This is a genomic window from Vibrio sp. 10N.247.310.24, assembly GCF_041467175.1.
Lineage (GTDB): Bacteria > Pseudomonadota > Gammaproteobacteria > Enterobacterales > Vibrionaceae > Vibrio > Vibrio tasmaniensis_A.
This window is the reverse complement of sequence record NZ_JBFSUD010000099.1, coordinates 1-14,485: the sequence shown is the minus strand read 5'-3', so window position 1 is coordinate 14,485 and position 14,485 is coordinate 1. Positions and strand designations below refer to the sequence as shown.

At 44.1% G+C, this 14,485-nt stretch carries 12 protein-coding genes; 11 read left to right on the top strand and 1 reads right to left on the bottom strand.

The genetic code is table 11. The annotated features are described in order from the left end of the window. The first annotated feature begins 272 nt into the window (after positions 1-272). From AB6E08_RS20670 to AB6E08_RS20650, 5 genes are all read left to right on the top strand, one after another. Positions 273-1,253, top strand: a complete 981-nt coding sequence (locus AB6E08_RS20670; RefSeq protein ID WP_372066578.1) for a Gfo/Idh/MocA family protein — start codon at positions 273-275, stop codon at positions 1,251-1,253. A gap of 163 nt (positions 1,254-1,416) precedes the next feature. Continuing rightward, positions 1,417-1,578, top strand: coding sequence for a hypothetical protein (locus AB6E08_RS20665; protein WP_009846296.1), 162 nt, complete (start codon positions 1,417-1,419; stop codon positions 1,576-1,578). Between the two features lie 348 nt (positions 1,579-1,926). Beyond that, positions 1,927-2,559 (top strand): glutaredoxin 2, encoded by a 633-nt coding sequence (gene grxB / locus AB6E08_RS20660; protein ID WP_372066575.1) that lies wholly within the window; start codon positions 1,927-1,929, stop codon positions 2,557-2,559. 312 nt (positions 2,560-2,871) lie between these two features. Then, positions 2,872-3,549 carry a hypothetical protein gene (locus AB6E08_RS20655; RefSeq protein ID WP_017101757.1) on the top strand — a complete coding sequence of 226 codons (678 nt, stop codon included), beginning with the start codon at positions 2,872-2,874 and terminating at the stop codon, positions 3,547-3,549. Continuing rightward, entirely contained in the window at positions 3,549-4,721 is a 1,173-nt protein-coding gene (locus AB6E08_RS20650; protein WP_372066572.1) for a trypsin-like serine protease, read from the top strand. Before AB6E08_RS20655 ends, AB6E08_RS20650 begins: the two co-directional genes overlap by 1 nt. A 167-nt stretch (positions 4,722-4,888) precedes the next feature. Here the strand turns inward: AB6E08_RS20650 and AB6E08_RS20645 are convergent, their stop codons facing one another. Then, positions 4,889-5,722 carry a pyruvate, water dikinase regulatory protein gene (locus AB6E08_RS20645; protein WP_009846294.1) on the bottom strand — a complete coding sequence of 278 codons (834 nt, stop codon included), beginning with the start codon at positions 5,720-5,722 and terminating at the stop codon, positions 4,889-4,891. Positions 5,723-5,900: 178 nt separating this feature from the next. Here AB6E08_RS20645 and ppsA point away from each other — a divergent pair, with 178 nt between their 5' ends. The 6 genes from ppsA to AB6E08_RS20615 all read left to right on the top strand — a co-directional run bounded on the left by ppsA (position 5,901) and on the right by AB6E08_RS20615 (position 14,214). Next, positions 5,901-8,273, top strand: a complete 2,373-nt coding sequence (gene ppsA / locus AB6E08_RS20640; RefSeq protein WP_372066569.1) for a phosphoenolpyruvate synthase — start codon at positions 5,901-5,903, stop codon at positions 8,271-8,273. Between the two features lie 196 nt (positions 8,274-8,469). Further along, positions 8,470-9,807, top strand: a complete 1,338-nt coding sequence (locus AB6E08_RS20635) for an MATE family efflux transporter (protein ID WP_372066566.1) — start codon at positions 8,470-8,472, stop codon at positions 9,805-9,807. Between the two features lie 489 nt (positions 9,808-10,296). Beyond that, positions 10,297-10,962, top strand: a complete 666-nt coding sequence (locus tag AB6E08_RS20630) for a transcriptional regulator (RefSeq protein ID WP_017101763.1) — start codon at positions 10,297-10,299, stop codon at positions 10,960-10,962. Positions 10,963-10,986: 24 nt separating this feature from the next. Then, a complete protein-coding gene (locus AB6E08_RS20625; RefSeq protein ID WP_017101764.1) occupies positions 10,987-11,370 on the top strand; it encodes a RidA family protein in 384 nt (127 codons plus the stop codon). Between the two features lie 37 nt (positions 11,371-11,407). Next, entirely contained in the window at positions 11,408-12,814 is a 1,407-nt protein-coding gene (locus AB6E08_RS20620) for a cation:dicarboxylate symporter family transporter (protein ID WP_017101765.1), read from the top strand. Positions 12,815-12,891: 77 nt separating this feature from the next. After that, entirely contained in the window at positions 12,892-14,214 is a 1,323-nt protein-coding gene (locus AB6E08_RS20615) for a CoA-disulfide reductase (protein WP_372066563.1), read from the top strand. The last annotated feature ends 271 nt before the right edge of the window (positions 14,215-14,485 follow it).

Sequence of the window (14,485 nt, the reverse complement as noted above, 5' to 3'; positions counted from 1 at the left end):
CTCGTTAGTGATTGTACTCACTTAACTCAGTGTCCAAAACTTCTGGTGCGGATCAAATACAATCGTTCACTGAAACTAACCTGCACCTCCCACCTCAGAAACAACACAACAAAAGACTTTATTATGATGCTCTACAAAGCTCAGGTTTAGGCGAGTTAATATTAATATCAGGCTAAAGATCGTGGAAAATTGTTCCGCAAATCTCGGAAACAATGCTAGCCATTGAGTGCTACTATCTTCATAGAATTAATATACTAACTATTGGATACCTTATGATTAAGTTCGCTGTAATTGGAACCAATTGGATTACAAAGAAATTTGTTCAAGCTGCTCATGAGTCACAATCAATGCAGTTGGCTGCTGTTTATTCACGAAATCTGGCCAGCGCGGCACAGTTCGCCCAAGAGTTTGACGTTGAAACGACGTATGACTCACTCGACGCATTGGCAAATGACAACACAGTTGAAGCCGTGTACATCGCTTCACCAAACTCACTGCACTGCGAGCAATCTATCTTGATGATGGAACACGGCAAGCATGTCATCTGTGAGAAGCCTGTCGCATCGAATATTGAAGAAGCAACACACATGTTTGAGGTCGCTCAGAAGAACGGGGTGGTGCTGTTTGAGGCGTATAAATCTCAGTATCTACCGAACTTTGAGCAAGTTCAACTCGGCTTAAAAAAGATAGGCAAAGTGCATAAAGCGCACATCAACTACTGTCAGTATTCATCGCGTTACCAGAAATACCTAAACGGCGAGAACCCAAACACCTTCAACCCAGCTTTCTCTAACGGTTCATTAGTCGATATTGGCTTCTACTGCGTAGCCGCGACTGTTGCTCTGTTTGGTGGGCCTGAGAATGCGCAGGCTTCGGCAATGCTACTTGACTCCGGTGTGGATGCGCATGGCTGTGCGATCTTCCAGTATCCAGAATTTGATGTAACCCTTGCGCACTCTAAAGTCAGCGACTCTTACGCACCAAGCGAGATCCAAGGCGAACAGGGAGCGATCATCATCGATCACATTGCAGAATGCACCGACGTTAAGATTCGCTATCGTGATGGCACGGTAGAAAACCTTACTCAAACACAAAGTGAAAACTCCATGAGTTACGAGGCTCAAGCCTTTGCAAACTGCATTGCTGGTGACAAAAACACCCAAGCTCAAGCCCAACTGCGTGCTTTAACCGTTGCAAAGTTAATTACAGATATGCGTCAGCAAGTTGGTGTCATTTATCCCGCCGACAAATAACACCCCAAGCATGTTAACCAACTGATTTTTAAGAAATGCCGATTTATGCATAACTAAATTTAATCTTTACGACAAATAACCGGATTAGTTGATTGGGATACCATCTGTTTAAATCCGCGTTCGATATCTGTCGTATTTATTTATTTTATTGAAGGTGTGTAAAGTGTTTTCAGTTGATGATCGCGTTGTTGCAACAAAAGGTGTTGAGCTAGGTGAAATGGTAGTAATTGGCCTAAGTGCTGGTGGTGGCTACGTTCATGTTACAACAGTAGAAGGCGCAATAATGACGCTTACTTACCCTGCAAAAGACCTTAAAAAAGCATAGTTTAACCGCTCCGCTCTTTTAGTAGTCACTCTGCTAAAGGTAACAAAATTGAGGCTTTGGCTGACTTCATTCTTCTGCATTAGAATGAGCAGCCAGAGCCTTTTTTGTGCCCGTGATTTACCCACCAACTTCCCCACTAATTTACTCATTACAATAAAGTCCAATCCAACGGACAATAGAATTCAGTAAAGAGTATCTACACTAAATACTTATTGTCTGGTAGTGCCTGCTGTTTATTAGTGCTAAGCGTTTACTGGAACTTGGCATTTATTGATGCTTAGTATTCGTAAGAGTTTCTGGTACATTAGCATTATCTTATACTTGTAATGACCATAAATGAGGGAAGCTATGAAGCTTTACATTTACGACCACTGCCCTTTCTGTGCAAGAGTTGCCTACATTGCTCAATCTCTTGGCTTGAATATCGAACTTGTTTCTGTTGATTATGATGATGCCCAAACCCTTATCGATCTGATCGGTAAAAAAATGGTGCCCGTCTTACAGAAAGACGATGGTTCTATCATGGCCGAAAGCCTAGACATCATTGCTTATTTCATGGATTTGAAATCAAATAATGAGCAACGTGAACCTTCAGAGCAGGCTACTCTTTTCCAAAGCCGAACTTTCCCTCTCACTCAACAGATCGGACGCCCACGTTGGTGGAACCTCGACTTGGCTGAATATCGTTCGGCTGGAGCAAAAGAAGCTTGGCGTGTTAGTAAAGAGACCGAAGGCTTTAATTTTGAAGAGCTCTTAGAAAAGACCCCACAATACGTTCAACTGATTAACCCATTGCTGAAAGATGCAGAGCTTCTATTGGAGCTAGAGAATGGTGAATCATCGCTACCTTTGATTGATCAAGCTCTTTATTTCTCAATGCTTCGCGGTTTCTACGTAGAGCCAAGTATTGAATGGCCACCGAAACTTGATCGCTGGATGGAACGCAAAAGCAAGGACCTTGGTGTCGGGCTGCTTAAATAGACTAAAAACCGAAGCCTAGTGCTTCGGTTTTTATTTATGTTTCAAATTGATTTCTGAGCCGTCCTAGATAAAGCGGACAATGCCCAATCAGAAAATTGGAAAGTAGCATGAATCAGAACTCAAGAAGCCGAGAAACGGTTTGAATGGGTTGAATCGAAATTGTCTTAGATATATAGATCGTCAAATTCCCATCACGACATCATGGCGCTATTTTTGACCTTTATTCAATAAAAATAGACACTTACAAACCACTTACATTTGTCTCATAATTACCACATATAGTTCAGTAACTTTATATAAAAGGAACTGACAATGAGGCTTAAACTTTTATCACTTGCTTTGATTTCCGCCGGATCAATTGCATCAGAAACAGAAACACTTTCCAATATTTCTACAGAACAAAGCGAAACACTTTTAGTCACATCAAAATTTCACGGATACAAAACAGAGAATGATAGTGAATTTAGATATGTTGATACTGTTGATTTAAACGGCATAGATTGGGCTTTTTGGTACGGTGAAAACCGTTCACAATCAAAGCCAAAAACAAACCTTATTAGCGATGTAAAAACATTTGGTGAGTTTGAATTCCAAGCTCAAAAACCAGCTCACGGCAATGAATACTTATGGAACAGTGGCAGCTCTAGAGATTTTCTGGGCGAATCAAATCATGCCATTCTCGTCAAGCATGGAGGTGGCTTTGAGTTTACCGTAAAGCCCGGCAAGGCTGGAGAATTCAAGCTAGATCTGTATACACATAACTGGCTTGCTATGTCAGAGTTCACAGCATGTTTGAAAAATGACTGTGTAACCATTACAAACTACTACCCATCGCACATATCAACTACAAAGAACAGTGTCGAGTTTTCAACTAATACGACAACAGATGAGCTAACAATCACATATAAAGCAAAGAACGATCAATTCAGCTGGAAAGATAACGACCCTTACCATGCGCTAGAAGCAATCAATTTAAGTGAGGTGAAATAATGAAAAAGCTATTAGTTGCAACAGCGGTTTTAGCCTCATTTTCTGCAAACGCTGGTTTGACCCGGCTTGATCGATCAGTTCAACAACACAAAGAATTTGCATTGCAAACAAAGTTTGATTTTGCTTGTAAGATGAATGCAGGTTCAGCAACGCTAATTGACCCGTTTTGGGTCATCACTGCAAGCCATGTAAGCGGCTCGAAATCTGACGGGTATCAAAACACTGTGACCTGTTATTCATACGAGAAAGACGAAAACGGCGTTTATCAGCAGATAACGCACAAGGTTGCGAGCACTAATCCGGCGGGTCAATTTGGAGAATACAATTTCCCGTATAAAAATGATCGCGGTTTTGGTGATTTCGCCCTTGTTCGACTAGATACGCCGATCACAGAAATCGAGCCTGCAAAACTACCTAGAGAGGGGATGTTTGATTACTCGAAAGTTTACCAGGTTAATCAAATTGGTTACGGCAATTACAACCACAGAAACGGCGGAACTAAACAGGTAATGCACAGTGAATATGAAGATCGCTGGCTTGCTGAATATTCATATGATTTCCGTACATTAGAAAAGACGGACTTAAACTGGCTTACTATTCATGGTGATTCAGGTTCAGGCATCACCATTGAAAAAGACGGTGAACTTTACTTGATCGGTGAGATTGGTTTGCAGTATAGCACCAGTGAAATCGGCGGCTGGACTGATACGTTTGATGATGTGATCGCGCGTTTACCATTCATTCACAAGACGATGAAAGAGCATGGCTTTAGCTATGCCGAGCCAATTGATTTTGACGCTATCAAATGGACGCCGGAAACACAAAACGATATTGATAACTTGCATGCATTTTATTCTTACTGGCGCGCTAGCAACGTTGATTTCAATGAAACAAAATGGCTAAATGATGGAAGTATTCAAAGCGCGTTCTATGCGACAGAGAGCGATAGCTACACGATTGAAACAGTAATAGAAAAAGGGCAAAAGCCTTTTGATGTATTTATTGATGGCCGACAAGTTGCTCACAATGTAGACGCAACTGATCAGGCTTTGAAACTTACTCTAAACGCATTTAAAGCAAAAGGCGATTTAGTGAAAGTAGAGTTTAAATTGATTGAACCAGGTGAGAACTTAACTATAGATCATTTTTTGGTTAAGTCGGTTGAACAGTAATATTTGATGATTAGCCCCAGCCTTATGGCCGGGGCTTTTTATTAAAATACACTTAACTTGGGTTTCACGTTTACGGCTTTATCAGAAATAGGTTGTTATTTTCAGGGACGCTTATGAAATTGCCACCTCGAATAAAGCAGCAAGATCGCTAGATCACAAACGAAAGATCAAAGAAGTCGGCGTCGCAAACCTGTACGTTCCAAGATTCGTGTCGAAATCTCTTCAACAGACAGTGACGAGGTGTTGATGTATGGAATGGCTTCACGTCTGAACAAACCTTCTACCGTTTGCAGCTCATACAAACATTGAGAGTCACTTGCGTACTCACTGCCCGCCAATCGATTTTCACGGATCTCGGTCAGCCTTTCCGCATCAATCGTCAAACCAAACAGCTTATGACGATATATCTCAAATTCCGGTAGCAACCTTAAGCGAGCAATATCATCATGGATAAACGGATAATTTGCGACGCGTAAACCAAACTGCATTGCCATGTACAAGCTCGTTGGCGTTTTACCGCTGCGAGAGACACCCAACAAGATAATGTCTGCCTCTTCCAAGCCTTTTAAAGTAATGCCGTCGTCGTGCGCTAACGTGTATTCGATAGCAGCAATACGGTCGAAGTATTTGTCCGAGTCTTTATTAACGCTACGAGAACGCTGCAGCTTCGGCTTAGGCGCCATTTTCGTATCATCTTGCACTTTCTGCACGATACTCTCTAACACGTCATAACAATGCGCAGGCGCATCTAACAGCTTGAGTTTTATCTCCGGAATCACAATCGAGAAAAAGACCAAAGGTTCATGGCCTGTTGCTCGATATGAAATCTCGATCTCTTTCAATAAATCAGAAAGTTTGTCTTCACTTTCGACAAACGGGAAGGTTTTTTCATTAGCTTCGAATGGGAATTGACCTAGAACAACATGCCCTAAAGTCTCACATGTTATGGCCGTTCCATCAGAAACATAGAATACATCACGACTTTGGATATCAATTTGCATTTTTTATTTAATGTTTAAAATTATTTTGAGTAGGATGGGAACCATAATATATATAACGAAACCCTGCTGACTATTACGTCCCCCACAGCTTTAGAAAATAATTTACATTTTTTTAAACTGATACGTAATCGTTTGCCTTTAAATCCCTACAATGCTTGCTATGTTTCTGGAGAAATAAATGCAAAATAACACCCTATGGTTCAATGGCCTTTCCATGGAAGATGTCGACAAAGTCGGCGGTAAGAATGCTTCACTTGGCGAGATGGTTTCTAACCTAGCCAACGCTGGCGTATCAGTACCTAATGGTTTTGCTACCACATCTTATGCGTTTAATAACTTTCTTGACTACAAAGGTCTTGATGAGCGCATCCACCAACTCCTTGATGAACTTGATGTTGAAGACGTTGACGCACTGCGTAAGACAGGTGCAACAATTCGACAATGGGTTCTAGACGCACCCTTCCCAGAATCACTAGAGCAAGATATCCGTGATAACTACCGCGAACTGATTGAAGGCAACGAAGAATTGTCTGTTGCGGTTCGCTCATCGGCAACAGCTGAAGACCTTCCAGATGCTTCTTTTGCAGGCCAACAAGAAACCTTCCTTAACGTGAAAGGTATCGATGCGGTTATCGAAGCAACGAAACACGTGTTCGCTTCACTGTTTAACGATCGCGCCATCTCTTACCGAGTACACCAAGGCTTTGATCACCGTGGCATTTCATTGTCTGCGGGCATCCAGCGCATGGTTCGCTCAGACAAAGCTTCTTCAGGTGTGATGTTCACGCTTGATACTGAATCAGGCTTCGACCAAGTGGTATTCATCACCTCTTCTTGGGGCCTAGGTGAAATGGTCGTACAAGGCGCGGTGAACCCAGATGAGTTCTACGTTCATAAGCCAATGCTAGAAGCGGGTCACTACCCAGTTGTTAAAAAGACGTTTGGTTCTAAGTTGATCAAGATGATCTACTCAACCAACCAAGAGATCGGCAAGCAAGTTGATATCATCGATACAGATACTCAAGAGCGTAACGAGTTCTCATTGAACGATGAAGAGATCAAAGAACTAGCAAAGCAAGCGATGATCATCGAGAAGCACTACCAACGTCCAATGGACATTGAGTGGGCAAAAGATGGCATCGACGGCAAGCTTTACATCGTTCAAGCTCGTCCTGAGACAGTATGTTCTCAAAGTGACCAAAATGTCATTGAGCGTTACGAGCTAAACACCAAAGCAGATGTCTTGGTGGAAGGACGTGCTATCGGTCAACGTATTGGCTCTGGCCCTGTTCGCTTGGTTGACTCTCTAGACCAAATGTCACTGGTTCAAGAAGGCGACGTGCTGGTAACTGACATGACAGACCCGGACTGGGAACCTGTGATGAAGAAAGCCTCTGCGATTGTCACTAACCGTGGCGGCCGTACTTGTCACGCAGCAATCATTGCTCGCGAGCTTGGTATCCCTGCAATTGTTGGTTGTGGTACCGCGACAAGCAGCCTGAATGATGGCGACACCGTAACAGTGTCATGTTCAGAAGGCGAAACAGGCTACGTTTACAACGGCGAGCTCGACTTTGAGATCAAACGTTCTGAGGTTGATGAGCTACCAATGCTGCCAACCAAAGTAATGATGAACGTGGGTAACCCAGATCGTGCCTTCGACTTCGCTCAAATCCCGAATGAAGGTGTTGGCCTTGCTCGTCTTGAATTCATCATCAACAAGATGATCGGTATTCACCCTAAAGCTCTGCTGAACTTCGATGAGCAAACGGATGAGATCAAAGCTGAAATCAACCAGCGTATTCGTGGCTACAAAGATCCTATCGATTTCTACGTAAGCAAGCTAACAGAAGGCATTGCGACTATCGCTTCTGCATTCTGGCCTAAGCGTGTGATCGTACGTATGTCTGACTTCAAGTCGAACGAGTACAGCAACCTTGTTGGCGGTAAAACGTTTGAACCACATGAAGAGAACCCAATGCTGGGCTTCCGTGGTGCATCTCGTTACATCTCTCCAGTATTTGAAGACTGTTTCGAGCTTGAAACTCAAGCGCTAAAACGTGTTCGTAACGAGATGGGACTAAAGAACGTTGAAATCATGATCCCATTCGTGCGTACTCCAAGTGAAGCGGCATCGGTTATCGATATTCTGGCTAAGTTTAACCTACGTCGTGGCGACCAAGGCCTGAAAGTCATCATGATGTGTGAGCTTCCATCAAATGCGATTTTGGCTGATGAGTTCTTGAAGTACTTCGATGGTTTCTCTATCGGTTCAAATGACATGACCCAGCTGACACTTGGCCTAGACCGAGATTCAGGTGACGTTGCACATTTATTCGATGAGCGTAACCCAGCGGTTAAAGCGATGCTGAAAATGGCTATCGATGCAGCAGCTAAAGCGGGTAAATACGTGGGTATTTGTGGCCAAGGCCCATCTGACCATGACGACCTAGCGGAGTGGTTGATGGAACAAGGCATCAGCTCGGTTTCATTGAACCCAGACACAGTTATCGATACTTGGTTGAAACTGGGTAACGTTGCGAATAAGTAACGCTTAGCGCCAACAAGTAGATATAACAAAGCCAGTCATCGCGACTGGCTTTTTTGTTCACCGAAAGCCAACAAAGATAACCTGCCTAGCATAACAAACATTGGTATCGCGCTGACCTTACGTTATCCTTTACACAATTCTTCATTGAGAGGTTTGTCACCAATACAAACCTAACTTCAAGACCGATAAGAGCGTTATGAATTCTACTACCGCAACTCCCTCGCCTTCTCTTGGCCGACAACTCTATACAATGACGTGGCCAATGCTGTTTGGGGTGCTTTCTCTAATGAGCTTCCAGCTTGTCGACAGTGCTTTTATTGGCCAACTGGGCGTACTGCCGCTCGCTGTTCAAGGTTTCACGCTTCCAATACAGATGATCATCATCGGTATTCAGGTCGGGTTAGGTATCGCGACAACCGCGGTAATCGCGAGAGCCATTGGCGCGAATGAAACGCGCTACGCTAAGCAGCTTGGTGGATTAGTGATTGCGATGGGCAGCGTGAGTGTCGCGTTTTTCTCCGTCATCATCTATCTGCTGCGAGGGCCAATTTTACAATCGTTGGATGCGCCACCGACGGTATTACCGATCATTGATTCTTATTGGATCTATTGGCTAGCCAGCTCTTGGACAGGTGCACTGCTCTACTTTTTCTACAGTGTGTGTCGTGCCAATGGTAATACCATGCTGCCCGGTTCAATGATGATCGCGACTAGTATCATCAACTTAATATTGGACCCGATTTTCATCTTTACGCTCGACATGGGCATCAATGGAGCCGCCATTGCGACCATCTTGGCGTTCGGTGCGGGTATATTTATCGTTGCACCAAAGGTCACCAAGAAGCATTGGATGACCTTCGACTGGCACGACCTCGACATCAGCAAGAGTGTTCGCTCCATTGGTAACATCATGGGGCCTGCGATGATCAGTCAGCTGCTGCCTCCTGTTTCATCCATGTTCGCCACTAAGCTGCTTGCTGGCTATGGCACAGCTGCCGTTGCAGCTTGGGCATTGGGTTCACGTTTTGAATTCTTCTCGATTGTCGCTGTGCTAGCACTAACGATGTCGATGCCTCCGATGATTGGCCGCATGTTGGGAGAGAACAATCTCGAAAACATACGTAAGCTCGTTAAGATTGCGGTCATGTTTGTATTGGGTTTCCAGTTGGTGATCGCACTAGTGACTTGGTTATTCTCTGGCGGACTAGCAAACCTAATGACCAGTGAAAGCGAAGTCTCGACGATTTTAAACTATCACCTACTGATCGTACCTATTAGCTTAGGGCCATTAGGAATCTGTATGCTGATGGTTTCTGTCTCTAACGCATTAGGCAAGTCCTATACCGCCTTGACGATTTCAGCGCTGCGCCTGTTCGCCTTCTTCTTACCTAGCTTGTGGGTTGGCTCTCAGCTTGCGGGTATTGAAGGCCTATTCTGGGGCGCAATGACAGGTAATGTGCTTGCCGGCACCTGTGCATGGTTTATGTATCAGCGCGCGCTAAAACAAGTCGAGCTTAAACTGCCAAGCGAATAATCAAACAGAACACTCCAAAATAAAGCAGCAACTTCAGCTGCTTTTTTAGGATCTAAATCCTAGCTTGCATCCTATTAAAAAGCTGTTTTTTGTGAATTTAACTCTCTAATACAACCTCATTTTCAATTAACCACCTATCTTTACTCACCACCACATTCGCAAGGTAAATGCTTGATTGCCATGCATTTACAATACCAATCAATTCAATTTTTTGCCTTTCCTTATAACTTGTCCTAGATCATCAAAGGGTTCAAAAATGCAACCTTTGGTTTTAAATATGTAAACCTTGATGCGGTTTAAGAAATTAAACCTCATTTGGCTATCTTTAGTGATCTTGTTCAAATTCCGCTCGTGATATAGGTCTAAACCTTACGATTTGTTGATGTTTTGAACGTTCACTTCAGGTTTACAGAAGTTTACCGCATCTTGTTGGAGTACCACCAAAGGAGTGGATTCCAGTCATTGAGTTCAAAAATGTAAACCGAAATCATGAATGTAAAACAAGTTCGATTCACCGATGAAGACAGAGAATGCTTAAGCAATTACTTCCGCTTAGCAGACACTATCGCCGATTTGATTGGTCCTTACTGCGAAGTGGTCATCCATTCATTTGAAAGCTTAGAAAACTCAGTCGTGAAGATCGTCAATGGTCATCATACGGGTCGTGAAATTGGTTCACCGATCACCGATTTAGGTTTACGCATGTGGAGCACGTTCGAGAAAACTGGCGAAGTTTCTCCGAAGAGCTATTTCACCAACGCAGCAGATGGGTCCCTACTGAAATCAACCACCTGTGTGCTGGCTGGTCCACAGCAAAAACCTATCGGCATGCTGTGTATCAACATGAACTTATCTTTCCCATTCCCAGAAATCGTCAAAACGTTGATGCCGCAGTGCAATGTGCCGCAAACAATTGTAAGCGAGACATTCAGCAACAATGCAAACGACGTCATTCAACAAGCATTGAGTTCAGCCATTAACGAGGTTGACCAAGACGAGTCGGTTTCCTTCAAAGGTCGTAATAAAGCCATCATCCGTTGCTTATTTGATAACGGCGTATTTGAGCTAAAAGAGACGACTACACAAGTATCAGAGCAGCTTGGGATCAGCCGTCAGGCGGTTTACAAGTTTATCCGTGAATTTAAATCAGAATAAAACCAATAATTTAGGAGTTACATCGTGAAACAGATCATTGCCACTGAACAAGCACCTGCAGCTATCGGCCCTTACTCACAAGGTACGTCTTACGGCGACATGGTTTATACATCAGGCCAATTACCTCTCGTTCCAGAAACCATGAAGTTTGTCGAGGGCGGCATCAAAGAGCAGGCTCGTCAATCTCTTGAGAATTTGAAGGCTGTTTTAGAAGTAAGCGGGGCTGGCTTAGACACAGTATTGAAGACTACCTGCTTCCTATCAGACATGGAGAACTTCGTTGCCTTTAATGAAGTGTATACCGAGGTGTTTGGGACTGAGAATGCACCTGCTCGCTCTTGTGTTGAAGCAGCACGACTACCAAAAGACGCACTGGTTGAAGTTGAAGCCATCGCATACAAAAAATAACCGATTTAGGTATTAATGGGTATCATAGGAGATTCTCATGAGCGTTTCATTTATCGCATTAAGCGTACTGTTCTTTGGGTTCTACGCACTGCTGTCGAACTTCAAAAAGCAAAAGAAAAGTTTTAACTTCCGCGTACTGAGTGCGCTTGCTGCTGGCTTGTTGTTCGGTGGCGCAATTCAACTTGTTTTCGGTGTCGGCAACGTTGCGACATCTGGCTTTGCTGAACTGATTTCCGTATTCGGTAAAGGCTACATCAAACTTCTACAAATGATCGTTATCCCACTGGTATTCGTGGCGATGATCTCTTCGATCATGAACGTCGAAGGCGGTGGTGCGCTATCTCGAATCGCACCAAAAATCATCGGTATTCTACTTTTCACTTGTGCAATCTCAGCAGCCGTTGGTATCGCAAGTATTTACCTATTTGGTATCGATGCGAACGCGCTAGTAAGCACAATCGGCACAAACAGCGCGATTGAAGCTCGCGGTGATTCACTGGTAGCAACACAAGATGCAATGGCGAGTAGTGGTCTGTCTGGTATGGCTCTGTCTATCATTCCAACCAACATCTTTGACATGCTAACGGGGTCTCAACGTACTTCTACGTTATCAACTGTACTGTTCGGTATGTTCCTTGGTTACTGCATCCTTCAAGTGAAAAACCGTAAGCCAGAGAAAGTGCAAAACTTCGTTGATTTCATCAACTCTGCAAAAGAAGTGGTGCTTTCAATGGTACGTGAAATTCTGAAGCTAACGCCTTACGGTGTATTCGCTCTGATGACTACGTTCATGATGACCAACGACCTGTTCGCACTAGCAGAAATGGGCCGCTTCCTTCTAGCAAGCTACGTAGCAATTGGCGTTATGTTCGGCATCCACTTCGTGATGGTGTCAATGTTCGGCCTTTCTCCTGCCAAGTTCATGAAGAAAATCTGGCCAGTACTCGTGTTCGGTTTCGGGTCTCGTTCAAGCATGGCAGCTATTCCACTAAACGTTGAAACACAAACTCAGCGCCTAGGTGTAGACGAAGAAACAGCAAACATGTCAGCGACATTCGGTACCAGTATCGGTCAAAACGGTTGTGCCGGTATCTACCCAGCAATGCTAGCAATCATGGCGGCACAGGTCATGGGCATGCCTGTAGACTTGAGCTTTATCCTACAACTGATCGCTGTTATCGCAATTGCTTCATTCGGTATCGCGGGTGTTGGTGGCGGTGCAACGTTCGCAGCAGTAGCGGTACTGACCATCATGGGTCTAGACATCACAGTAGTCGCGATTCTAGTGTCTATCGAAGCGCTAATTGACATGGCTCGTACCGCGCTGAACATCTCTGGCTCTATGTTGTCAGGCGTTCTTACAGCGAAGAAGAATGGCTCACTGGATACTGAACAATACGACGCTGGCGTTACAGCGACAGTATCAAAAGAAGCAGCAGTATAATTCTCAAACTTAATTAAGAGCACTCCACGTGAGTGCTCTTCTGTTTTTCCTGAGTTCAGGTTATTTAGGTAGTAAATATGAAAGTTGTTGTTATAGGCGGTAGCGCCGCGGGTATGAGTTTCGCAGCAAAATACAAACGTAATCAACCATCAGACGAAGTCATCGTTTTAGATAAGCGTAGCTACATCTCTTTCGGAGCCTGTGGCCTACCTTACTTTGCAGGCGGCATGTTTGATGACACCGAACGGATGATCTCCCGTACACCAGAACAAGCCATCAAATCAGGTTTAGATGTTCGTGTAGACACAGAAATGGTGTCGTTCGACCGCACTGAAAAGCAAATTACGGTGCGTCACCAAAATGAAGAAAGCGTCATCGATTACGATATGTTGGTCATTGCAACAGGTGCACGACCAATCGTTCCACCATTCGGTGAATTCAATCCAGAACACGTATACACACTAACAAGTATGGAAGATGGCTTAGCAGTCAAAGAAGCGCTTAAAGACGATAACAAACAACGCGTGTGTGTCATCGGTGCAGGCTTTATCGGGCTGGAAGTCTTTGATGCGGCACATGGCTTAGATAAGCACGTGACGATTATCGAACGTGAACAACACATCATGAGCCGTCAGTTCAGCCCAGAGATCATTGAAGTTGTCGAAGGTTCAATTCGAGAATCCGGCGCTGACCTTAAAACAGGTTGCAGCGTGTCTGCGATTCGCGATGCCGAGCAAGGTGGTTACATCGTAGAAACCGATAATGGCAATGTAGAAGCTGATATCGTGATCCTGTCACTCGGCTTCAAACCAAACACGGAAGCATTCGAATTACCAAAGGCTCAAAATGGCGCGTTGTTGGTGAATGAATATGGTGCCACTGAAGATGCTTACATCCACGCAGTAGGTGACTGTGCCGTTGTCCATCATATGGCACTAGGCAAACCCGTTTATGTTCCTCTAGCAACAACAGCCAATAAGCAAGCGCGTATGATGGCTGACAAGCTAGCAGGTAAAGATACCTATATGTCAGGCTTCTTAGGTTCGTCTTGTTTGAAAGTACTCGATTACGAGCTGGCGTGTACTGGCGTAAATGAACTTCTAGCGAAAGAACATAACTTGGATGTGAAAGTATCGACCATTTCAGATAAGAACCAAACCGATTACTACCCTGGTCAAGAAGACATCAAGGTAAAGCTGGTTTATCACCCAGAAACGAAGGTCCTGCTAGGTGGTGAGATAGTAGGTAAGAAAGGAGCCGTTGGCCGCATCAATGCACTGGCCGTAGCGATCACAGCCAAGATGACTACTCAACAACTAGGCTACATGGATTTCTGTTATGCCCCGCCTTTTTCACGTACATGGGATGCGCTAAACGTGGCAGGTAACGTCGCTAAATAAGCGAACTGATTGTACTATTCCCAAAGCATATTCATTTAGAGATCAAAGCAGAGCGATTAAGCTCTGCTTTTTTTTGCCTTAACGCCAAACACCGATGTTTAACCAACGAGTAATCTTCCGCTTTGAAGTAGTCATAATTCGTCCTCAATGTGTAAACACATTTCAGGACGGGACACACGACGAAAAAAAGCCCGCTGATTTCTCAGCGGGCTTTCTAATGGTGGTGGAGGGATAGGGATTTGAACCCTAGAACCGCTATTAACGGTTGCCG